Below are 22,609 nucleotides of genomic sequence, written 5' to 3'. Positions count from 1 at the left end.
ATCCACCATGAAAATCGCAGTTGTTGGCGGCGGCCCAGGCGGCCTGTACTTTGCGGCCCTGATGAAGCAGCTGGACCCCGCGCACGAGGTAACGCTCTGGGAGCGCAACGCCGCCTCGGACACCTTCGGCTTCGGCGTGGTGTTCTCGGATGAGACGCTCGGCGGCATTGGCAATGCGGACACCGTCATTGCCGACTACATGTCCCGCCGCTTCGCCCGCTGGTCCGACATCGACATCCACTTCCGCGGCGAGATGCACACCGTCGGCGGACAGGGCTTCGCGGCCATGAGCCGCAAGGAACTGCTCGAGCTGCTGCAGCGCCGCTGCATCGAACTCGGCGTCGACGTGCGCTTCTCCACGATGGCCCCGGACGTCGAAGAGCTTTCGGCAAACTACGACCTGGTGTTGGCGGCCGACGGCCTGAACTCGGCGATCCGCACCCGCTTCGCAGATTCCTTCAAGCCGTCACTGGATCCACGCACCTCCAAGTACATGTGGCTGGGCACCAACCAGGTCTTCGAGGCCTTCAAGTTCTTCGTCAAGGAAACCGACGCGGGAACCATGCAGATCCACGGTTACCCGTACTCGGACGAGGGCTCCACCTTCATCGTGGAAATGCACGAGGATGTCTGGCGGGCGGCCGGCTTCGACGAGACCCAGGACGAGGTCTTCGCCCCCGGCGTCAGCGACGAAAAGGCAGTGGCCAAGGTCAAGGAGATCTTCGCCGAGGAACTGGCCGGCTACGACGTGCTGACCAACAACTCGAAGTGGATCAACTTCACCACGGTGCGCAACGAAAACTGGCGCCACGAGAACATCGTGCTGCTGGGCGATGCCGCCCACACCGCGCACTTCTCCATCGGCTCGGGCACCAAGCTCGCCATGGAGGATTCCCTTGCCCTGGCCGCCTGCCTGCACGAACATTCCTCCGTGGAGGATGCCCTCGCTGCCTATGAGACCGAGCGCCGCCCGGTGGTGGCTTCCACCCAGCGTGCCGCCCAGGCCTCGCTGGAGTGGTTTGAGAACATCGGGCAGTACAAGGACCAGGATCCGGTGCAGTTCTGCTTCAACCTGCTCACCCGCTCCCGCCGCATCACCTATGACAACCTGAAGCTGCGCGACACCGAGTTCGCCGCCCGCGTCGATGAGGACTTCGCCCGCCTGGCCGGTTCGAAGGAAGTCGCCCCGGCGATGTTCCAGCCCTACAAGATCGGCGAGCTGGAGCTGGTGAACCGCGTCGTGGTCTCCCCCATGGACATGTACTCGGCCACCGACGGCGTGCCGGGCGACTTCCACTTGGTGCACCTGGGTTCCAAGGCCATGGGCGGGGCCGGGCTGGTCATGACCGAAATGGTCTGCGTCTCGGACATCGGGCGCATCACTCCCGGTTGCACCGGGCTGTACAACGACGAACAGGGCGCCGCGTGGAAGCGCGTCACCGACTACGTGCACGGCAATTCCAACGCCAAGATCGGCGCCCAGATCGGCCACTCCGGCCGCAAGGGCTCCACCAGGCTCATGTGGGAAGGCATCGACGAGCCGCTGGAAACCGGCAACTGGGAGGTGCTGGCCCCCAGCGCCATCCCCTACGGCGAGGGCTGCCACGTCCCGGGGGAAATGGACCGGAGCATGATGGACGAGGTCCGCGAGCAGTTCGTGGCCGCTGCCCGCCGCGCGGATGAAGCAGGCTTCGACCTGCTGGAACTGCACGCAGCCCACGGCTACCTGCTCTCCTCCTTCCTGTCCCCGCTGTCCAACAAGCGCACCGACGAATACGGCGGATCGCTGGAAAACCGCCTGCGCTACCCGCTCGAGGTGCTCGACGCGGTGCGCGAGGCGTGGCCTACGCACAAGCCGATCGGCGTGCGCATCTCCGCCACCGACTGGACCGAGGGCGGGAACACCGAGGACGACGCGTTGGCCATCGCCCAGGCGTTCATCGACCACGGGGTCAAGTCGATCGATGTGTCCTCCGGGCAGATCATCAAGGCGGAAAAGCCGGCCTTCGGGCGCAGCTACCAGACGCCGTTTGCCGACAAGATCCGCAACCAAGTGGCAGCCGCAGCCGGCGTTGCCGTCATCGCGGTCGGGGCGATCTCCTCCTACGACGACGTGAACTCCATCCTGCTGGCGGGACGCGCCGACCTGGTGGCACTGGGTCGCACGCACCTGTACAACCCGGCCTGGACGCTGCAGGCCGCCGCCGAGCAGGAGTACGTTGGCGACGGTGCCACCTGGCCACTGCCGTTCAAGGCCGGGCGCCGCAAGCCGCCCAGTGCACGCACCGACGCTGTCCGTCCGCGCCTGTCACTGCTGCGCGAGGACGTTCAGGATGAGGGCACGGTGCACCTGCGCTGGACCCCGGCCAACAACAAGGCAACGGAGAACCTGGTGCCCAGCGCCTAGCTTCGGAATCAGAGCGGGAGCGGTTCGATTCGCGACAAGCGGGTCGGGCCGCTCCTTCTCTGCGTTGTCCCCTTGGAGGGCATGCCGAGTTGTCGTCCGTGCACCGCGGGATCCGATGTGGAGCTTGGGTCGTCGTGGATGGACCCGGGCGGGGCCGCTCGAAGGCAAGAAAGTCCCGGTGGGGAGCCTTATCCCCCGCCGGGACTTCGCCAGTGCCGTCCGAGGTCCCGGGGTCAGTGCCCCTTGAAGGCCTCGGCTAGCCACCAGGAACCTGAGTCCGAGGCGATCTTCGCATCGATGACCAGCGGCCGGCTCGGGTTCGAATCCAGCCATGTTTGCACCGCATCCAGGTCGGCGAGCGTCCGCACGGTGATCCCATCGGCCCCGAAACCACGCCCAATCGCCGCAAAGTCCGTGTCGGGGAATTGCACCGAGCTCATGTCGGCTTCCGGGTCCTCGAGCGCGAAGTGATGGACCTCGGCCCCGTAGGCGGCGTCGTTGTAGACTGTGCATACCAACGGCATGTTCAGCCGCACCGCGGTATCCAGCTCCGCGATGGCCATGTGGAAGCCGCCGTCCCCTGTTCCCAGCACCGGGATCCGTCCCGGCTGCGCCAGCCCGGCGCCGATGGCCGTGTACAGGCCCAGGCCGATGGACTGGAAGGCTTGGGTGAAGCAGAAGCCGAACTCGTCGGGCACCGAGAGGAACTGGCTGGGGTAGCCCATGAAGTTCCCTGAATCGACGCTCACGATGCGTTCGGTCGGCAGTATCCGATCGAGTGCCGTGGTCAGGGTGCGCGGGTCGATGTATTGCCCGTCGGAGAGGTCCTCGAAGTAGACCTGCTGCCAGTGGATGGATTCGTCGATCCGCGCTTTCACGGACCCGCTCCGATAGCCCTCGCGCGCTTGGACGTTCCCGGCGACAAGTGCGTCGAGCACATCGGCTGCACACTGCGCCGAGTCCCCCACCACACCTAAATCGATGGGGCGATTGGCGCCTAGGGCCTGTTCCTCAAGATCGACCTGGACGACCTTGGTTTCCGTGCCGATCAGGTGCCCGTGGCGCATCGTCCACATGTTCAAGGCACAGCCGAACCCAACGATGAGATCGGCGCCGGTGATCAGTTCGGCTGCCAGCGGGGAAGAGAAGCCACCGGAGATGCCGAGGTTGAAGTCGTCCTGGTTGAACAGGCCCTTGGCCACCGCGGAGGTGGCCACCAGCGCGCCCGTGTGCTTCGCCAGGGCCAGGATCTCGTCCCTGGCTCCGCGCCCGCCACGGCCCGCAACAAACACCGGGCGCTGCGCGCCGGCCAGCAGGCCGGCCAGTGCCTGAACCGAAGCACGTGAGGGCCTGATGGGTTCGGCCGGGACAACGGCTGGCGGTGCCGTGGCCTGCTCCCCGGCGACTTTCTGCGCCTGCACGTTCAGCGGCAGGTTCAGTACCACGGTGCGGCGGTCGTTGACCGCGCGTCGGTAGGCACGGACGGTGTCGGCCACGGCGCTGGCTGCCGAATGCACGCGCTCGGGCACCGCATGGACGGAGGCGGCAAAGCCGTCCTGGTCCATGGCGAAGTTCGAGTAGACGGCGGAGGGTGCTGCCTCGGCGGCCAGCACGATCATCGGCGTGCGGGACTTGGCCGCCTCGCCGATGCCGGTGGCGGCGTTGGTCAGCCCGCAGCCCTGGTGGACCGAGAGCAGGGAGACCTTGCCGCTGGTGCGCGAATAGGCATCGGCCATGGTGGCGGCCCCGCCCTCGTGCCGGGCGGCGGTGAACGGCACGCCGTGCTCCATGAGGGCGTTGGTGATGGTGAAGTTTCCCGAGCCCACCACGCCGAAGCAGTGGCCAACGCCCAGCTCGGCCAGGGTCTTGCCTACGAGTTGTGCAACGTTCATGCCGGGTTACCTCCCACCATGGCCAGCACGCGCGCCGGTGATCCGGTGCCTCCGACGATAGGCAGCGGGGCCACCACGACCATCGCGCCGAAGGTGGGCAGCTTGGCCAGGTTTTTCAGCGAGGTGATCCCGTATTTGTCTGCGCCCAGCAGGAAATGGTGCATCGGGAACGGAGGGGTGAGTGCCCCGGCGTTGCCGGCGTCGATGCCCACGGTTTCCACCCCGACTCCGGAGATCTCCGGTTGCCCGGCGATCCATTTGGCGCACTCGGCGGTGAAGCCCGGGGTGTGCGATCCATTGTCGTCAACGTTCAGGAACGCCTGCTTGTCATGTCCGTACTGGTCCCATCCGGTGCGGAAGAACAGCCACGAGTTCGCGGGGAAGGCGCCGTGTTCCTCCTGCCAGGCAACCAAGTGCTCCACGTCGACCAGAAAGTCGGGGTCGGCCGCGGCCTCGGCGCTGAAGTCGAGCACGACCGCCGGGCCGATGAGGCGGGCGGGGTCCAGTTGGGAAACATCCTTGCCGTCCTTGCCGGTGACCCAGTGGATCGGCGCGTCGATGTGCGTGCCGATGTGTTCGCCGGTGTGGATGTTGTGGTGCTTCCAGAACGGCCCCGGCTCGTTGTATGCGGAGACCTGCTCGATGCTGAAATCAATCAGGTTCGAGAATGGTTCCGGTAACACAAGGGTAGGCGTTTCGGCCGACAGCGGCGCGGTCAGGTCGTGGATTTCAATGGCACCGGCGGCCAAGGACGCCAGGACTGCATGAACAGGACTCATCGGAACTCCAGTGCTTAGGGGTGGACGGCGAATTGACGCCCGTAAGGATCGCCATATAGCTTGTATGACGATCGTCATACATAGATCTTGGCCAACATATCAGTCAAACCGGTCCCGGAAAAACCCCTTCTCACATTGCGGATCACCCGCGGGCCAAACTCTGGGTGGCGCAGCCAGGCACCGCTTTACCGCACCGTCGATGGCGCTGGGACTTCTCTAAACCCCCGGCGGGAGAGGGAGGCGGCGATGGCGCCAACGCACCGATTCGAAGGAAAAGGCAGGAAGCCGTGGCTTGCTCGCCCATGAACCGTTCGGCAAAATCCGGCGGGTGGTCGAAACCGTTGGCGAAGCGCTTGGACATCGCCGCATACTCCCGGGCGGCTCCAAGCAGCCGTCACATGGACCCCCCCCCCCCCCCCCCCGCGCTACCCGTGAAGCGCCAGGCGTATCGACTCGGGCCAGGGCGCGGACTTCTCGGAACCTTCGGGCACGCAGACCGTGACAAAGCGACCCTCCGCGGCCAGCACGGCTTCACGCATCTCGTGCGGATGTCCCCAGACCTTGAAGGCAAAGCCCATGGATGTGGTGCCGACATGTTCGATAACGATGGCCGTGCTCACCGCCTGCCCGAAGTAGAGTTTGGCGCGGTAGTCGATTTCATGGCGGACCCGGGGTGCAATGGCAAAATACGAGGCGGCTCCCAGTTCCCGGAACAGCTTGGCCTCCGCGGCTTCGACCATCCGCATGATCACGGAGTTGTGTTGGTGCCCCGCAGCGTCGGTGTCGACCCATTCGATAGTGCGGAGCAGCGAGGTTCCGGCCACGGCGCCAGCGAGGAACCCGCCCAGCAGCGCGTCGACCGAGGCATCGCCGGACGGTTGCATGTGAATCGAATTCTTGACCATCGACAACCAATCTCCATCCAACTATTGTAACGTGCGTCACTTTAACGACATAATACTAGGGATCCCCGCACCACCCCAATCGCCTTCCCATCACCCAAGGAGAACAACGTGGCGTCTTCACCCACGGTTTCGGACTGGAACATTCCCAAACGGACCACCGGCATTGTGCTGTTCGCCTGCTGGCTGGCCATCCTGGCCGAAGGCTACGACGTCGGTGTGCTCGGAGCGGTGTTGCCGGCGCTTGCCGAATACAAGGCATGGTCGCTCTCCCCGATGGAGCTCGGCGGCCTGGGCGCCTACGCGCTTGCCGGCATGCTCTTCGGCGCCTTGTTCATCGGGACGCTGAGCGACATCATTGGACGTCGCAAGATGCTGATGCTCGCCATGGTCATATTCACCATCACCCAGGCCGGAGCCGCGATGGCCCCGACCCCGGAGATCTTCGGCCTCTTCCGATTCCTCGGCGGCCTGGGCATGGGCGGCATCATCCCCGTCGCCGCAGCGCTGACCATTGAATACTCGGCTCCCAAGAAGCGCTCGCTGAACTACGGAATCATGTACTCCGGCTACTCGCTGGGCATCGTTGCCGCCGCACTGGTGGCAATGAACCTGCTTCCCGTGCTGGGCTGGCGCTGGGTCGTCGCAGTCGGTGCTCTGCCTATCCTCCTCCTGCCGCTGATCGCCTGGATGCTCCCGGAATCCCTCGAATACCTGGTCTCCAAGGGCAAGATCTCCGAGGCCAAGGCGTTGGCCGCCAAGCTCAACGTGCGCGACTACAAGCCGGTGCCCCCGGCCAGGCCAGGCGCCAAGGTCCCGTGGCGCGAGGTCATGGGCGCAATGTTCTCCGGCAAGTACCTGCGCTCCACGGTCTTCTTCTGGATCTCGTTGTTCTGCGGCATGGTGCTGGTCTACGGACTGAACACGTGGCTTCCGCAAATCATGCGCAAGGCCGGCTATGACCTGGGCACCTCGCTGACGTTCCTGCTGGTCTTCTCCCTGGCCTCGGCCGCCGGCGGCCTGGCCCTTGGCGCCATGGCCGACAAGTTCGGCCAGAAGCCCATCCTGGTGATCTTCTTCCTGCTCGGCGCCGGCGGCATCCTGCTGCTGATGTTCCCGAACACCATGTTCATCAACCTGTGCTTCGTTGCCTTCGCGGGCATCGGCTCGATCTCCACCTCCCTGGTGCTCACCGGTTACATCGCCGACTACTACCCCGCGGCCCAGCGCGGCACGGCAACCGGCTGGGCGTTGTCCTTCGCCCGGCTCGGCGCCATCTCCGGGCCGATCATCGGCGGCTGGATCGCCTCCACCGGCATGAACTTCCAGTTCAACTTCGTCTTCTTCGCCATCGTCGGCGTGGTTGCGGCACTGTCCGTGGCAATGATCCCGCCGCGCATCACCGACACGTCCGCCCCGGCGCGCAGTGCCGAACGCGAGGCGGTTCTCGACTAGACATCGCTGCCAGAGCAGAGGCGCGGTCCCACCAAGGGGACCGCGCCTCTTTTTGCGTGGCGCACCCGCGCGTGGTTAGCGGCGCCCGGAGACCTTGTCCGCCAGCAGCGCCAGCGGCGAAGTGGTGGCCCGGCCGCCGGCTTCCTGCCGGTCCGCTCGGTGGTACATCGCGTACATCGCCTGGACCCCGATCCAGCGAAGCGGTTCCGGTTCCCAGCGCCGCACCGTGCGGTTGACCCACGGCATGGAAATGGCCTTGGTGTCCCGGCCCAGGACCAGGTCGGCGAGAGTGCTTCCGGCGAGGTTGGTCGCGGTCACGCCGGTGCCCACATATCCCCCGGCGAAGCCGAGTCCCGTGGCCGGATCGTAGTTGACCGTGGCCTTCCAGTCGCGAGGCACCCCCAGCACCCCGGACCAGGCATGCTCGATCCGAGCGCCGTCGGCAGCTGGAAACATCGAATGCAGGATGCCCGTCAACGTCTTGATGGTCTTGGGTTGCGTGGCCCCGTCCATGTCGGTGCGCGAGCCAAAACGGTAGGGCACCCCGCGACCGCCAATGGCGATGCGACCGTCGTGCGTGCGCTGCAGGTACACGTAGGCATGGGCGAAATCCTCGAGGGTCTCGCAGCCCTCCCAACCGATCCCTGCCCACGCTGCCGCATCCAGCGGCTCGGTGACGATCATGGAGGAGTTCATTGGCAGCCAGTCGCGGTGCGCCGAGGCCAGATTCGCGGTGAAACCCTCGGTGGCCCGCAGCACGTGGGCGGCACGCACGGTCCCGCGTTCAGTCACGGCGGTTGCCGGTGTCCCCCGCCCTCCGGCCCGGATCTCGGTCACCAGCGTGTTTTCATGGATCACCACGCCGAGGCGTTGAACCGCCTGCGCCAACCCCTGCACCAATTTGGCCGGGTGGATGCGTGCGCAATGCGGGATGTGGATGCCGCCCAACGCCCCGGCGACGCGGACCCGCGCGTTGGTTTCATCGGCCGACAGCCGCACCGCGTCGTCCTCCGGCCACGTGGCCTGTTCGGCAGCCAGGGCCTCGAGCCGGGTCAGCTGGGCGGTGTTGCGGGCCACCAGCAGCTCGCCGCCCTTGACGATGTGCGCCTCGATGCCTTCGGCCGCAGCCACGGACATGACCTCGTCGACGGTGTCGTTGAGCATCCGTTGGAAGTCGCCCACCAGGGCCCGGCCGTGGCTCCTGAGGTACCCGGCACGGCCGCCGGTGATCGTGCTGGCCAGCCACCCGCCGTTGCGCCCGGAGGCCCCGAACCCGGCAAAGCGCGCCTCCAGCACGGCAATGCGCAGGGAGGGATCGGCCTTGGCCAGGTAGTAGGCGGTCCACAGCCCCGTGTACCCGGCACCGACGATCGCCACATCGACGTCCAAGTCCCCGGCGAGCGCCGGGCGCGGGGAGGGCAGCCCGTCGGCGGCATACCAAAACGACACGTTTCCGTTGGCGGTCATCTGCTCTCCTGGTTCCTTCCGGCGCACCGGGGCACCGGCGGCGGTGATTGGCGTGGGCTAACTCAGTTCGAGCACCGGGACATCCGCCTCGAAGCCGAAGACCGCGGCATAGAAGCCCAGCGAGGTTTCCAGCGCCGTGACGATGTTTTCCGCCCGGCGGAAGCCGTGCTGCTCACCCTTGAACAGCACGTAGGCGTGCGGGATGCCGTTGGCCGCCAGCGCGTCGGCCACCACCTGCGACTGGGCCGGCGGCACCACCTTGTCCTGGTCGCCCTGCAGCAGCAGCACCGGGCAGCTGATTTCGTCCACGTGGTTGATCGGCGCGCGTTGGGCATAGAGCTCGGCGGCTTCCGGGTACGGCCCGACCAGGGAGTCCATGTAGCGCGACTCGAAATCGTGGGTGTCTTGCACCAGGCCCACCAGGTCCGAGACCCCGTACCGGGAGATCCCGGCGGAGAAGGTCTTGGTGGTGGTCAGCGCGCTGAGCACTGTCCAGCCTCCTGCGGACCCGCCCTCGATGGCCAGGCGCTTGGGATCTGCCATGCCCGCCGCCACCAGGCCCTCGAGCACCGCGACGGTGTCCTGCACGTCGACCACGCCCCAGGCCCCGCGCAGGCGCTCGCGGTAGGCCCGCCCGAATCCGGTGGAGCCGCCGTAGTTCACGTCAACCACCCCGATGCCGCGGGAGGTGTAGTAGGCGATTGACAGCGAGAGCTGGGCAAAGGCCTGGGCGGTGGGGCCGCCGTGGACGAAGGCCACATAGGGCGGCAGATCCCCCTCGGGTCCGGCGAGGTTGCCCAGCTTCGGCTCATACACATGGGCGTAGACGCGCGAGCCGTCGGCCGTGCGGAACTCCATGGCCTCGGCGCCCGGGAGCACCTCGGGATCGGGCAGCGCCTTCAGTGCCAGCGAGATGTTTTCGGTGGCCAGGGTGTCGAGGTCGATGAGCCGCAGCCCGTCCCCTTCCACCAGCGAGGTGGCGGTGGCCAGCAACCGTTGTCCGCTCAGCGCCGATGGCGAGATGCGGGTGAAGGGAAGCACCAGTTGGCTAAGCTCCCCGCTGGACACATCCAGCGTGGCCAAGGAGGTGCCGTGGGTCCCGTGGGTAACCAGCAGCGTGTCCGCGTCGATGACCTTGTACCAGGTCTGTCCCACGGCCCACAGGGGTCCGGCGAATTCCTCGGGGCGCTCGCACAGGGCCCGCTGGGTTCCGCTGGCCAGGTCGTGCAGGTAGGGGTTCCACCAGCCGCTGCGGTCCGAGACGAAGACCAGCTTGTCCTCGCCGAGCCATTCGGGCTGCAGCACCGATTCCGTGGTGGACCCCGCCAGCACGGTGTCGTTGACCGCGGCCAGGGATTCCAGGTCGGCCACGTGCAGCTCGGTGCCGTCCCACGGCATCTGCGGGTGTTCCCAGGAGATCCAGGTGATCCGGGTTGCCGAGGGGTTCAGCCGCGGAGCGGCCACGAAGCGCGAGGAGGGGGTGACTTCCCCCAGCGCGCCGGGATCCTCCGCAGCCGATCCGTCCAGCGGGATCGAGGCAATGTAGCGGCGAAGTTCGGTGCGGTGGTCCTCGCAGATGGCCAGCACCTGCCCCGGGGTCGGGCCGGGAATGATCTCGGCGAAGCGCAATTGCGGATCCCCGTCCTCCCCGGCGCTGGCGGGGGTCAATGGCACCGGCGTTCCGCCGCCGGCGTCCACCGCGTACAGGCGCTGGTCGGCGAAGTTCACGAACACCAGTCGGTGTCCCGCTCCCGCCTCGATGGCGGCCCAGGCCGCTCCGCCGTACTCGTTGACGCGGCTGCGGACGCTGAAGGGGGCGGCGAGTAGTTCGCGCGTCGCCCCGGCGGAATCGGAGTGGCGGGCCAGCACCGTCAGCCGCCCGTCCTCGGCCGGGCGGGCCTCGAGCCACCAAAGCTCCTGGCCCACAAATGCCCCGCCGCCCACCGGGGTGGTCCCGGCGGCGACATGTTCGGCGGTGATGGGCGAGGGCCAGGAGCCATAGGGCAAATGCGTATCCATGAGGCGATCCTAGCCGTCCGGAACTTCCGGATGAACACCCGCCGCCCCGGCCCGCCGACGCGCACATGCTGCAGCCCGGAGCGGGGAATGCCAATACGGCACACCGGGTGGTTCCCTAAGAAAGTGTTAGGACTGGGCAAATAAGTACGGATGTGCGGGCGATCACCTATACCTTGGTGTGTGACAAGACACTCGCACGGGACTTGGCCCACATGGTCCGGCAAGGATGCACCCCCATGTACGGGGCCACACCCCGTGCCTCCGGCGGGCACCTTCCGCCGCAGGGAGTCTTGCGGGTAGTGTGCCGGCCCGCAAGGACGCGAAGGTTCGTGCCGGATGTGCCGCCTCGCTGGCTGCGCTGCAGGCACAGACGGCAATCACAAGGATTAGGAATCACGGGCTCATGCCAACAGAAGAAAACCTGCCCCTTATCAAGGGGGCGCACGCCGACCGCATCGACGATGACGGCGGCAAGCCGGCCAAATGGAAGATCGTCGGGCCCGGCCTGGTCGTTGCCGCCACCGGTGTCGGTGCAGCCGACATGGTTGCCACCCTGGTCGCCGGTTCCCGATATGGATACGCGCTGCTCTGGGCGGTGATCGTCGGCGTCATCCTGAAGATCATCCTGGTCGAGGGCGCCGGGCGCTTCACCCTGGCCACCGGCAAGACCATTTTCGAGGGCTGGAAGTCCCTGGGCAAGTGGACCACCTGGTACTTCGGCCCGTACATCATCATCTGGGGCTTCGTCTACGGCGCCACGGCGATGAGCTCCGCGGCCATGCCGCTGGCAGCGCTCTTCCCCGCCATCGACCTGAAGATCTGGGCGGTCCTGATGGGCCTGGCCGGTTTCGCCATGGTCTGGTTCGGCCGCTACGAGATCTTCGAAAAGATCACCGCGGTGCTGGTGGGCATCATGTTCGTCACCGTCGTCGGCCTGGCGATCATCGCCGTGCCGAACATCCCCGAGATGTTCGCCGGGCTGGTGCCGATGATTCCCGAGGGCGGCCTGGTCTACACCCTGGCGCTCGCCGGCGGCGTCGGCGGCACCATCACCCTGGCGGCCTACGGCTACTGGCTGCGTGAAAAGGGCTGGTACACGCCCAAGTGGATGAAGGTCATGCGCATCGACAACTCCATGGCGTACGTGATCACCGGCATCTTCGTCATTGCCATGCTGATCGTCGGCGCCGAGGTCGTGCGCGCTGCAGGTGTTTCGCTGTCCGCCGGCGACGCCGGCCTGCTGGACCTGACCACCGTGCTGAACGAGAAATACGGAAACGTGGTGGGCACCGGGTTCCTGGTGGGCTTCTGGGCAGCATCCTTCTCCTCGATCATCGGTGTGTGGAACGGCGTTTCGCTGATGTTCGCCGACTTCTGGGGAAACATGCGCGGCAAGGAATCCGGACACCCGGATACCCGCGTGGGCGGCAAGTACTTCAAGTTCTACGTCCTGTGGCTCACCTTCCCGCCGATGGTCTTGTTCCTGCTGGACCAGCCGATCGGCCTGATCCTGGCCTACGGCGTGCTTGGCTCGCTGTTCATGCCGTTCCTGGCCGTGACGCTGCTGGGCCTGCTCAACGGCAAGCGGATCCCCAAGGCCTGGGCCAACAAGCTGCACACCAACATCATGCTGGGCCTGACCGCCCTGCTCTTCATTTCCCTGGGTGTCCAGCAGCTCTTCAAGGCACTCTCGCCGCTGATGGGCGGCTAGCACAGCAACGCACCAATCCCCACGGGGCCCTATCCGCTGTTGCGGGTAGGGCCCCGCTGTGCGCAGGGGATCGAATGGACACCGCAGGTGCGCACGGAGCAGACTTGGCCACATGGATTTCTATGCGATCTTCCTGCGCGGGGTGAACGTCGGCGGCGTGAAGGTCCTCATGAAGGACCTCGTCGCATTGCTGCAGGATGCCGGGTATACGCAGGTCCGCACGTTGCTGGCCAGCGGCAACGTGGTGCTGGCCAGCAAGGAGACCGATCCGGCGCGCATCAAGGCAGGCGTTGAACAAGCCGTGCGGGAGCGCTATGGCCGGGACATCCCGGTGATCGTCCAGGACGTGGAACAGCTTGAGCGGATCGTGACCGGGTTTCCCTTTGAATCGCCCGACGACGGGATCCAGCGCCACGAATACCTGGTGCTCACGGGCAGCCAAAAGGATGCTGCCGCGATTCTGGCCGGCGCCCCGGAAACCTCGTCCGCCGAGCGTGTCGCGAGGCTGGGCCACGCCATCTGCTGGGAAGTGCCGCGTGGCGAAAGCCTGAAGACACCGCTGGCAAAGCACTTCGCCAAGGTCGCCTCCGGGACACTGGTGACGACCCGGAATATGAACACCATCCGGAAGATCCACCTGGCGATGAAGTCACCGAAACCGTGATCCGTTCCCGCTCCGTGTTGTAATGAATCCTGAGCGCCCGGCCGCAACCGAGCCCCGAAGACAGAGGATGGGAACCGGTGACAATGCCCTTGATGTTCGATCTTTTGGGCGTCTTCTTCTTTGGCGTCTCCGGATCCTTGTTGGCTGCCCGGCGCGGCTTCGACATCGTCGGGTCGTTGCTGCTGGCGGGCCTGACGGGAATCGGCGGCGGCATCGTTCGCGACGTGATCCTGGGCGAGGTCCCCACCGCGTTCGCCAATCCCTATTACTTCGTCCCGCCGACACTTGCCGCCTTGCTGGTCTATTTCGTGGCCCCCGGCGTGCAGCGGCTGAAGCGGCCGCTGCTGGTCTTTGACGCCGCGGGCCTGGCGCTGTTCTGCACTTCAGGCACGGTCAAGGCACTCGAGCTCGGGATGAACCCCTTTGCCGCCGCCCTGCTGGGAGTCACGACCGCAGTGGGCGGCGGCCTGCTGCGTGACGTGGTGGCCAACCAGACCCCGGCGATCTTCGACCCGCGCGACATGTATGCGGTTCCGGCCATGATGGGTGCCGGCCTCATCGCAGCTCTCTGGGTGGCGGGCTTCTCGGGGTGGGTGTGGGAGCTTGGCGTGGCGGCAATCGTCTTTACGCTCCGCGTGCTCTCGCTGAAGTTGCGCTGGCACGTCCCCAAGGCAGTCGGTCCCTGGCACCGAGAGGCCGAACTCAACTAGGACAAAAGGGGCGGGGCTAGTTGACCTGCTCGAGTTCGCCGAGCCTCTTGGCTTCTCCCTGGCCGTCCTCGATCTTCCGCGGCCCGTTGATCATCGCCGCGCCGGTGAGCATCACGACCAGGCAGATCCCCAGCATGGCAAAGGAGGCACTCCAGCCTCCCGTGGCGTCCTTGACAATGCCAAAGAGCAAGGGCGCAACCGCCGCCCCGGCATATCCCAGGCCCTGGCTGAAGCCGGCCAGGACTCCGGATCCGTAGGTGCTGCGCGAACGCAGGTTCATCATCAGCAAGGCAATGGCGAAGGTGCCCTGGCCCAGGCCGGCAAACACCACCCACAGGGCGGTGTGCTCGGTCGGCGAAAGGTACATGCCCAGGTGGCCGGCGATCCAGAAGGCGGTGAAGACCAGCACGGCCACGATCGGGTGGCGCAAACGCGGAACCCACAGCGGGACCAACAGGCTCACCGGCAGGCCGAGAATGGCGAAGAGCGCCAGCATCGATCCGGCGGTTTGGGTATCCAATCCCTGTTCGGAGAGGTACGGCGGCAGCCAGGTGAAGTAAACATAGGTTTGCGCCGAGTTTCCGGCCAGGAAGATGGCCAGGCCCCAGGCGACGGGGGATTTCCACGGGTTGATCCGGACCGGTGGCGCGGGCACCAGGCCGTTGACCAGCGGGGTGTCGGGGCGCGGGCGCCTGCGGTCCCTGACCAGCTGGATGCCCCAGGGCACCAGGACCACGGCCGAGAGCAGCGCCCAGGCGGCGATGGATGCGCGCCAGTTCTCGGTCAGGTTGGCCAGCGGTACGGAGAATTGCGGGGCCATCCAGGTGCCCACCGCCAACATCGTGACGTAGCCCGAGGTCACGACCGCCAGGCGGTCGGGGAAGTATTTCTTCACCAGCGGCGGCAACACCACATTTCCCATGCCGTATCCGGCCAGAGTAATGGCCGAGAGCAGCAGGAAACTGGTCACGTCCCCCACGACGGCGCGCAGCAGCTGGCCGGCCACGGCCAGCAGGACCGCGGCGACCAGCACCTTTTCCAGCCCCCACCACCGGATCAGGCGCGGGGTGAGCAGCCCGAACCCGGCGAAGACGACAGGGGCGAGCATGGCCAGCAGGCCGGTGGAAAAAGAATCAAAGCCCAGTTCCGGTCCGATGCTTCCCAGCAGCGGCGGCACGGAGACAACCGCGGCGCGCAGGGACAGGGCCATCAGGATGATGCCCAGCAGTGCACCGATCCGGCCGGCCATCTTTTGTCGCGGTGGCGTCAGTGACATGGCGGGGTTTTCAACTGCCGTTCTTGAGTCGTTCGACCTGGTCAAGCAGGTGCTCGAGGTCCTTGGCGAAGGTTCCCTGGGACCAGGGGCCGGGCATGGAGGTCTGGTAATAGAGTCCTTCACCGATCAACATGATGGTTTCGGCCACGTACTTGTCCTGCACCTCGGCGCGGATCAGGTCGAGCCACCCGGAGTGCACCGCGTCCAAGGCCTCGATGGAGGTTTCGTGGCCGGCCTGGGCCAGGCGAAGCACGGCCAGGAAGAAACGGTCCAGGTCGCTGCCGATGACGGTGGAGGTGCGCACGAAGTACCGCGATGCGCCTTCCGCGGCCGAACCCATGCGTTCCAGGTCCTGGGCCTGGGCCTGCATCAGCCCCTCGATGACACCCTGGGCCAGGGCCTCCTTGGAGGCAAAGTGGTACAGCAGGCCGCCCTTGGAAACCCCTGCGCGTGCGGCGGTGGCCTCAATGGTCGCCGCACGCTCGCCCTCGTCGCACAGCAACGCGGCGTAGGCGTCGACGATCTTTTCCTTGGCTAATGGCGGTCGAGACATGTAGTGAACCCTATCCCGTTCACGTAGGCATCGTCACATTGTAACTATACCGTCCGGACGGTACAGTTATGGTTGTCAACCGTCCAGTCGCTTCCCAGGAAAACGATCCCCATGAGCATCCACCGCGCCACAGGCACTCCCCGGAATCCGGCCCCCGGCACGCTCCACCGTCGGCGCTGGGCCGCCCTCGTGGTCCTCATGTTCCCGGTGCTGTTAATTTCCGTGGACAACACGGTGCTCAGCTTCGCCGTCCCGGCGCTGTCGGCGGCACTGTCCCCCAGCGGGAACCAGCTGCTGTGGATCATTGACATCTATCCGCTGGTGCTAGCCGGGCTGCTGGTGCCCATGGGTTCCCTCGGCGACAGGTTCGGCCGCCGCCGGCTGTTGTTGATCGGTTCCACCGGATTCGCCGTGGTCTCGGCCGCCGGGGCATTTGCCGCCAACGCCGAGCATCTCATTGCCGCCCGTGCCCTGCTGGGCGTCTTCGGCGCCATGCTGATGCCGGCAACGCTCTCGCTGATCCGCAACATCTTCACCGACCCGCTCGAGCGCCGCAAGGCCATCGCCATTTGGGCCGCCGGCTTCTCCGGCGGCGCCGCGCTGGGCCCGATCGTCGGCGGCTTCCTGCTCGAGCACTTTTGGTGGGGTTCGGTCTTCCTGATCGCCGTGCCCATGCTGGTGCCGTTGCTGGTACTGGCCCCCGCCCTGGTTCCCGAGTCCAAGGACCCCCGGCCCGGGGCCATCGACCCGCTGTCCATTCTCCTGGCCATCACGACCCTGCTGCCGATCGTCTACGGCATCAAGGAGCTGGCCAACGGCGGCTCGCCGCTGGTGCCTGTCGCGGCGATCGCCGTGGGACTGGCCGCCGGGGCGGCCTTCACCCGCCGCCAACTGCGGCGCGCCAACCCCATGCTGGACGTGCGACTCTTCGCCAACCCCAGCTTTTCCGCCGCCCTGGCGGTGAACCTGCTGAGCATCTTCGCCCTGGTCGGCTTCATCTACTTCATCTCCCAGCACCTGCAGCTGGTCGCCGGGTACAGCCCCATGATGGCAGGGGTGCTGATGCTGCCGGGCCTGGCCCTGACGGTTGGATTCGGCCTGCTGGCCGTGCGGCTGACCCGGCGCTTCGAGGTCAAGCACGTGATGGTGTGGGGGCTGGGGCTCAACGCCCTGGCCTACGGCATCGTGATGCTCACCGGCCAGTCGGGCTCGGTCCCGATGCTCATGGTGGCCTTCAGCGTGCTGGGGGCCGGCGTGGGCCTGAGCGAAACGCTGTCCAACGACATGGCGCTCTCCGCCGTTCCGCCGGCGCAGGCAGGTGCCGCCTCGGCGATCTCCGAAACCGCCTACGAGGTCGGTTCGGTGCTGGGCACCGCGGTGCTGGGCTCGATCCTCAATGCCGCGTACAGCCGCAACGTCTCGATCCCCGCCCTCCTGGGAGCCGACGACGCCGAGACCGCCCGCCAGACCCTGGGCGGCGCCCACGAGGTTGCCCAGGGCCTGGGCGCCCCGGCCGCCGAACGGTTGCTGGAATCGGCCGCCGAGGCCTTCGACAAGGGCGTGCTGTACACCTCCGCGATCGCCATGGTGCTGGCCCTGGCCTCCGCCGCGATCCTGGCGTTTGCGCTGCGCCGGGTGCCGGCCGAAACGCGGTCCTAGGCGTTGAGCCGGTAGCCGCGCTTCACCACGGTGGAAACCAGCCGGGCATCGGGCAGCGCGCCGCGCAGGCGGCTCACCGCCATGTCCAGCGCGTGGTCCGAGGACCCGTCAGGCAGCAGCGCCGCCAGGGTGCCGCGGGAGACGACGTTTCCGCCGGCCTCCAGCAGCGCCTTGAAGATCCGCAGCTGGCCGGGCCCCAGTTCCCGGCCCCTCCCACCCAGGTGGACGGTGTCCCCGCGCAATTGGCAGGGGCCCAGCACGGTGGCGCATTCCAGTGCCCCGCGCCGGCCCAGGTGCTCGACCAGGGTGTGGATCATCGCGCCCATCCGGTGCCGTGCCGGGACCAGCGGCGAGATGCCGGCCTCGAGCAGCGGAGCTGCGGTCACTGGCCCCACTGCCACCGTGCAGATGGTGGACTGAAGGGCTTCCAGCAGCTGTGCGTGGCAGCCGTTGTGCCGTGCCGCCTCCAGCAACGCCACCACCGCGGGGGCACTGGTGAAGGTCAGCGCGTCAAGGGACCCCGAACACAGCGCCCGCAGCAGCACCTCCAGCTTTCCGGCGTCTTCCGGCGGCACCCAGCGGTAGGGACTGATCCGCAGCAGTTCGCGGGTGCCCGCCTCCAGCAGCGTGGCGGCGGCCTCGTCGTCCCCGATCCCGTGGTGCTGCAGCACCACGGCCTTGCCTTCCAACAGCGGGGCCAGCCCGGCCACCATGGTGGAGGTCAGCTCCTCCCCCGCCCTGGCCTCCGCCTCGAAGCCCAGGGCGCGCACCGCCCCCAGCGCCTTGGGCCCTCGCACATGGATCCGTGCCGCGCGCAGCACCTCGGCCAGCTCGTCGCCAAGCCCCACGGCCTCGGCCGTCTCAAACCAGCGGCGGAAGCCATAGGCGGTGCTCACCAGCACATATTCGGGACGCAGCCGAAGCATCCGGCGGGTGCCGGCCAGCAGCTCGGCGTCCTCTGCCAGCGGGGCCAGGCGCAGCGTCGGGGCATGCAATACCTGGGCCCCGCGGCGCTCGAGCGCCTCGATGAGCTCGGCCGAGCGCCGCTGGGAGGTCACCGCGATGCGGAATCCGGCCAGCGCCCCGCCGATCCGCGTCCCGGTGCCGGCCGTTGCCGTGGCGCTCATCGCACGGCCGCCGAGCCCAGGGCGGCCAGTTCGTCGGCGCCCGCGCCCAGGGCGGCGACGCCGCCAATGACGATGACCGCGGGGTTGGAGCAGCCCGCGGCCCGCGCCGCCTCGGCGAGAGTGCCCAGTGTGGCCCGGGTGCTGCGCTGGGTGTCGCAGAATCCGCGTTCGATGATGGCGGCGGGGGTGTCGGCGGCCAGCCCGTGGCGCAGCAACCCGGCGGTGTTTTGCTGCAGGGTGGCCACGCCCATGAGCACCACCAGCGTTCCGCCGATGCCTGCAAGGTGCGCCAGCTCGGTGTCGCTGAAGGGGTCGTGGCCCGAGACCACGGTGAAGGCCTTGGACACCCCGCGGGCGGTCACCGGGATCCCCGCGGCCCCGGGCACCGAGATCGCGCTGCTGATCCCCGGCACCACCTGGACCTTGATCCCGGCGGCCAGCGCTGCGTCGCGTTCCTCGGAGCCGCGGCCGAAGACGAAGGGGTCCCCGCCCTTGAGCCGCACCACGGCCCGCCCCGCCCGCGCCTCGGCAATGAGCAGCTCATTGATGCGGTCCTGGGGCACCTTGTGGTTCCCCGGGGCCTTGCCCACGTCGATGAGTTGCGCCCCGGGGGCCAGCACCGCCAGGTCGTGGCCCGGTCCCAGCCTGTCGTGGAAGACCACGTCGGCGTTGGCCAGCGCCGCGGCACCGCGAACCGTGAGCAGGTCGCTGCTGCCAGGTCCCCCGCCCAGCAGGGTGATGCCCCCATCGCGGGAGGCCGCCGGTTCGCGGCAGAGCAGGATCGATTCGCCGGCGGCGATCTCCTCCAGCACGTCCCAGCCCGCGGCGCCGTCCTCGACGGCGACCACCAGCCGCAGCGACCCCAGCATGTCGCGGTGGCCCTCCAGCTCGTGCGGGTGGTGTGCGCGCAGGACCAGCGCACCGGCGGAAACATAGCGTGCCACCACGTGCCGGGCGGCCCAGCGGGCGCCGGCGACCAGCACGAATTGGCCGTGCAATTGCAGTCCGTTGGCGATCATGATTGCTCCTGGGTCGAGGTCGGGGCTCCGATGGAAATGGTCGCGCCCAGGCGCACCGGCTCGGCCGGGCGGTGCTGTCCGCGTTCGGGCAGGTAGTGCAGGTCGGGATCGGCCTGTTCCGGGGCGTTGACGAAGGAGCGGAAGCGGCGCAGCTTCTGGGGGTCCGCGAGCGTGGCCGCCCATTCGTCCTGGTAGTTGCCCACGTGGGTTTCCATGGCCGCCTCAAGTTCGGCACCCAGGCCCAGCGAGTCCTCGACGACCACCCGCTGGACCGCCTCGATGCCGCCGTCCAGGTCCTCCATCCAGCGCGCGGTGCGCTGGAGCTTGTCGGCGGTGCGGATGTAGTACATCAGGTACCTGTCGATGTAGCGGATCAGCGTCTTATCGTCGATGCCCCCTGCCAGCAACTGGCCGTGGGCAGGGTTCGCCCCGCCGTTGCCGCCGACGTAGAGGTTCCAGCCCTCGGCGGTGGCGATGACGCCGACGTCCTTGGCGCGGGCCTCGGCGCATTCACGCGCGCAGCCAGAGACGCCCATCTTGAACTTGTGCGGGGCGCGCAGCCCGCGGTAGCGCAGCTCCAGCTCGATGCCCATGGCCACCGAGTCCAGCATGCCGTAGCGGCACCAGGAGGAACCGACACAGGTCTTCACGTTGCGCAGCGACTTGCCGTAGGCCTGCCCGGACTCGAATCCGGCATCGACCAATTCCTTCCAAATCTCCGGCAGCTGCTCCAGCCGGGCGCCGAACAAGTCGATGCGCAGCCCGCCGGTGAGCTTGGTGTACAGGTTGTACTTCTGCGCGACCGCGGCGATCACGCCGAGCTTTTGAGGGGTGATCTCCCCGCCGGGGATGCGCGGGACCACCGAGTAGGTGCCGTCCTTCTGCATGTTGGCCATGACGCGGTCGTTGGTGTCCTGGGCTCCGGCCAGGCCGGCCTCCATCGGGTGGCCCGAGGTCTGGGACGCCAGCACCGAGGCGATGACCGGCTTGCAGATGTCGCAGCCGGACCCGGTGCCGAAGCGTTCCATGATCTGCGGGTAGCTGTGCAGCCCGGCCACGCGCACCGCCTCGAAAAGTTCGGAGCGGGAGAACTCGAAGTGCTCGCACATGGCGGTGGAGACGACGACGCCGTTCTTGGCCATCTGGGATTCCATGAGCTTCTTGAGCATCGGCACGCAGGAACCGCACTGGGTTCCGGCGCGGGTGCAGGTCTTCAAGGACGCCAGGTCGTTGACCGGTTCGCTGCCCTCACAGGACCCGCAGCCGCCGACCGCGTCCTTGATGGATCCGACGCTCACGCCGTTGCAGGAACAGAGCACCGCGTCGTCGGGCAACTCGCCGTCGGGCACCTCGCCGCCCAGTGCGCTGAGGTAGGCGCCGGCCTCCGCGGGAAGCGCGCGGCCCAGCAGCGGGCGCAGCGACTGGTACGGGCTCGCGTCGCCCACGAAGATCCCGCCGAGCAGGACCTTGGCATCGGAGGAGACGACGATCTTTTGGTACAGGCCGCGGGCCGCGTCGGCGTAGACGACCTCCAGCGAGCCCTCGGTGCGGGCGAACCCGTCGCCGAAGCTTGCCACGTCAACCCCGGAAAGCTTGAGCTTGGTGGCGGTGTCGAAGCCGGTGAAGGCCGCTTCACCGCCCTGCAGGTGAGCCGCGAGCACCTCGGCCATGGAATTGGCCGGGGCCACCAGGCCAACGCACATGCCCTCGAAGTTCGCGACCTCTCCGATGGCCCACACGTGGGGCACCGCAGTGGCACAGTGCCCATCGATCTCGACGCCGCCGCGGGGTCCGATGCCGAAGACCGGCCCCGCCAGCCCAGCGGCCTCGAGCGCGGCGTTGTGGTTGCGGGCCAGCTCGTCGCGCGGGCGCACACCGATGGAAACGATGACCATGTCGGCGGCAATGTGGTTGCCGTCGGCCATCAGCACCCCGGTGACCCTCTTGGTGCCCTCGACCTCCTCGAGGGTGACTTCCTGGGGGAAGACCCCGCCGTGGACGGTGAATCCAGTCTGGGCGATCAGCCTGCCCATGGCCTGGCCGGCGCCTTCGTCGAGCTGGGTGCCCATGAGCCACTTGCCGCCGTCGATGACCACTGCCTGCGCGCCAAGGGACTGGGCTCCCGCCGCTGCCTCGAGCCCCAGCAGCCCGCCACCGATGGTCGCCACGACCGGCTGGCGGCCCAGCCCGGCGGCCAGCACCTCGATGCCGGCGGCAATGGCCCGGACATCCTCGAGGGTGCGGTAGACGTGGGTGTGTTCATTCCCCGGGATCGGCAGCGTTGCTGCGTTCGAGCCGGTGGCCAGCACCAGCTCGTCGTATCCGAAGCTGCGTCCGTCGGCGGTGTGGACCAGGTGTTTGTCCGCGTCCAGCCGGTTCACGGCAGCGGAGGTCTCCAGGACCACGTTGTCGCGCTCCCAAAGCGCGGCGTCTCCCAGCGTGAGGTCGACAGAGGAGTCAGTGAGGGCCTTGGTGAGGGCAACCCGGTCATAGGGAAGGTGTGCTTCCTCGGTGAGTACCGTGATCTTGAGGTTGCTCGGTTCGCGGGCCGCCATCGCCTCGGTGAAACGGTGGGCGGCCGGGCCGCCGCCAATCACGACAATGCGGCGGGATCCATTGGCTGTACTCATGATTTGTTACTCGACTTTCACTCTTGCACGCTGGCTCGTCGGTGGTCACTTTCCACCCTAGGAGACCGGTTTTGCCCCGCAATTTCCTCCATGTTTCGGGCAGGACAACTCTGCGTCCCAGATAAAACGCAAACCGTGAGGTATTTGAAACACGCCCGTAACGACAGCAGCGGGTTCTCCTTGCCAACATCCGCAAAACGGAGGGACCGTAGCTTCGCGTCCGGACGACCATGCGCGGCATCACCGGCCGGGCGCGGTCCCGTGAGCCGGGGTTTACCGGCACGCAACGTTCCATCGCACCTTGCGTAACAAGGTCCTTCTAGGCTCGGTGCATCCAAG

General features: G+C 67.3%; 16 protein-coding genes. 6 read left to right on the top strand and 10 right to left on the bottom strand.

Going from position 1 to position 22,609, the window contains the following annotated elements; all coding sequences use genetic code 11:
• Window positions 1–7: 7 nt before the first annotated feature.
• Window positions 8–2,407, top strand: coding sequence for a bifunctional salicylyl-CoA 5-hydroxylase/oxidoreductase (locus Q2T94_RS12280; protein WP_302264666.1), 2,400 nt, complete (start codon window positions 8–10; stop codon window positions 2,405–2,407).
• A 233-nt stretch (window positions 2,408–2,640) separates the two neighbouring features.
• Here the strand turns inward: Q2T94_RS12280 and Q2T94_RS12275 are convergent, their stop codons facing one another.
• The 3 genes from Q2T94_RS12275 to Q2T94_RS12265 all read right to left on the bottom strand — a co-directional run bounded on the left by Q2T94_RS12275 (window position 2,641) and on the right by Q2T94_RS12265 (window position 5,962).
• Window positions 2,641–4,299 (bottom strand): thiamine pyrophosphate-binding protein, encoded by a 1,659-nt coding sequence (locus tag Q2T94_RS12275; RefSeq protein WP_302264664.1) that lies wholly within the window; start codon window positions 4,297–4,299, stop codon window positions 2,641–2,643.
• Window positions 4,296–5,078 carry a cyclase family protein gene (locus Q2T94_RS12270; RefSeq protein WP_302264662.1) on the bottom strand — a complete coding sequence of 261 codons (783 nt, stop codon included), beginning with the start codon at window positions 5,076–5,078 and terminating at the stop codon, window positions 4,296–4,298. The genes Q2T94_RS12275 and Q2T94_RS12270 overlap by 4 nt, the downstream gene beginning before the upstream one ends.
• A 425-nt stretch (window positions 5,079–5,503) precedes the next feature.
• Window positions 5,504–5,962, bottom strand: a complete 459-nt coding sequence (locus tag Q2T94_RS12265; RefSeq protein ID WP_302264661.1) for an acyl-CoA thioesterase — start codon at window positions 5,960–5,962, stop codon at window positions 5,504–5,506.
• Window positions 5,963–6,091: 129 nt separating this feature from the next.
• Between Q2T94_RS12265 and Q2T94_RS12260 the strand changes: the two genes are divergently transcribed.
• Window positions 6,092–7,435, top strand: a complete 1,344-nt coding sequence (locus Q2T94_RS12260; RefSeq protein ID WP_302264659.1) for an MFS transporter — start codon at window positions 6,092–6,094, stop codon at window positions 7,433–7,435.
• A 75-nt stretch (window positions 7,436–7,510) separates the two neighbouring features.
• Here the strand turns inward: Q2T94_RS12260 and Q2T94_RS12255 are convergent, their stop codons facing one another.
• On the bottom strand, window positions 7,511–8,902 hold the full coding sequence (locus Q2T94_RS12255) for an NAD(P)/FAD-dependent oxidoreductase (protein ID WP_302264658.1): 1,392 nt from the start codon (window positions 8,900–8,902) through the stop codon (window positions 7,511–7,513).
• A gap of 57 nt (window positions 8,903–8,959) precedes the next feature.
• Window positions 8,960–10,921, bottom strand: a complete 1,962-nt coding sequence (locus Q2T94_RS12250) for a S9 family peptidase (protein WP_302264656.1) — start codon at window positions 10,919–10,921, stop codon at window positions 8,960–8,962.
• A 403-nt stretch (window positions 10,922–11,324) separates the two neighbouring features.
• On the opposite strand from Q2T94_RS12250, the gene Q2T94_RS12245 reads away from it, so the two are divergent.
• The 3 genes from Q2T94_RS12245 (at window position 11,325) to Q2T94_RS12235 (ending at window position 14,006) form a co-directional block, all read left to right on the top strand.
• Window positions 11,325–12,632: an Nramp family divalent metal transporter gene (locus tag Q2T94_RS12245; protein ID WP_302264653.1), complete on the top strand. Its 1,308-nt coding sequence runs from the start codon at window positions 11,325–11,327 to the stop codon at window positions 12,630–12,632.
• A 112-nt stretch (window positions 12,633–12,744) separates the two neighbouring features.
• Entirely contained in the window at window positions 12,745–13,296 is a 552-nt protein-coding gene (locus Q2T94_RS12240; RefSeq protein ID WP_302264652.1) for a DUF1697 domain-containing protein, read from the top strand.
• A gap of 83 nt (window positions 13,297–13,379) precedes the next feature.
• Window positions 13,380–14,006, top strand: a complete 627-nt coding sequence (locus Q2T94_RS12235) for a trimeric intracellular cation channel family protein (protein WP_264270109.1) — start codon at window positions 13,380–13,382, stop codon at window positions 14,004–14,006.
• 16 nt (window positions 14,007–14,022) lie between these two features.
• Here Q2T94_RS12235 and Q2T94_RS12230 read toward each other — a convergent pair whose 3' ends face one another.
• Window positions 14,023–15,282, bottom strand: coding sequence for an MFS transporter (locus tag Q2T94_RS12230; protein WP_264270241.1), 1,260 nt, complete (start codon window positions 15,280–15,282; stop codon window positions 14,023–14,025).
• Window positions 15,283–15,292: 10 nt separating this feature from the next.
• Window positions 15,293–15,835 (bottom strand): TetR/AcrR family transcriptional regulator, encoded by a 543-nt coding sequence (locus Q2T94_RS12225; RefSeq protein ID WP_264270240.1) that lies wholly within the window; start codon window positions 15,833–15,835, stop codon window positions 15,293–15,295.
• Window positions 15,836–15,946: 111 nt separating this feature from the next.
• Here Q2T94_RS12225 and Q2T94_RS12220 point away from each other — a divergent pair, with 111 nt between their 5' ends.
• Window positions 15,947–17,494, top strand: coding sequence for an MFS transporter (locus tag Q2T94_RS12220; RefSeq protein ID WP_302264650.1), 1,548 nt, complete (start codon window positions 15,947–15,949; stop codon window positions 17,492–17,494).
• Here the strand turns inward: Q2T94_RS12220 and Q2T94_RS12215 are convergent.
• Genes Q2T94_RS12215 through nirB form a run of 3 tightly spaced genes read right to left on the bottom strand, consistent with a single transcriptional unit; the run spans window position 17,491 to window position 22,270 of the window.
• On the bottom strand, window positions 17,491–18,621 hold the full coding sequence (locus Q2T94_RS12215) for a uroporphyrinogen-III synthase (protein WP_302264648.1): 1,131 nt from the start codon (window positions 18,619–18,621) through the stop codon (window positions 17,491–17,493). The two genes, Q2T94_RS12220 and Q2T94_RS12215, sit on opposite strands and share 4 nt — an antisense overlap.
• Window positions 18,618–19,640: a uroporphyrinogen-III C-methyltransferase gene (cobA, locus tag Q2T94_RS12210; protein ID WP_302264646.1), complete on the bottom strand. Its 1,023-nt coding sequence runs from the start codon at window positions 19,638–19,640 to the stop codon at window positions 18,618–18,620. Before cobA ends, Q2T94_RS12215 begins: the two co-directional genes overlap by 4 nt.
• Window positions 19,637–22,270, bottom strand: coding sequence for a nitrite reductase large subunit NirB (gene nirB / locus Q2T94_RS12205; protein WP_302264644.1), 2,634 nt, complete (start codon window positions 22,268–22,270; stop codon window positions 19,637–19,639). Before nirB ends, cobA begins: the two co-directional genes overlap by 4 nt.
• Window positions 22,271–22,609 lie beyond the last annotated feature (339 nt).

The sequence above is a fragment of the Paeniglutamicibacter sulfureus genome, assembly GCF_030512175.1.
In the GTDB taxonomy this organism is placed as follows: domain Bacteria; phylum Actinomycetota; class Actinomycetes; order Actinomycetales; family Micrococcaceae; genus Paeniglutamicibacter; species Paeniglutamicibacter sulfureus.
This window is presented reverse-complemented; position numbering and strand designations above follow the sequence as displayed.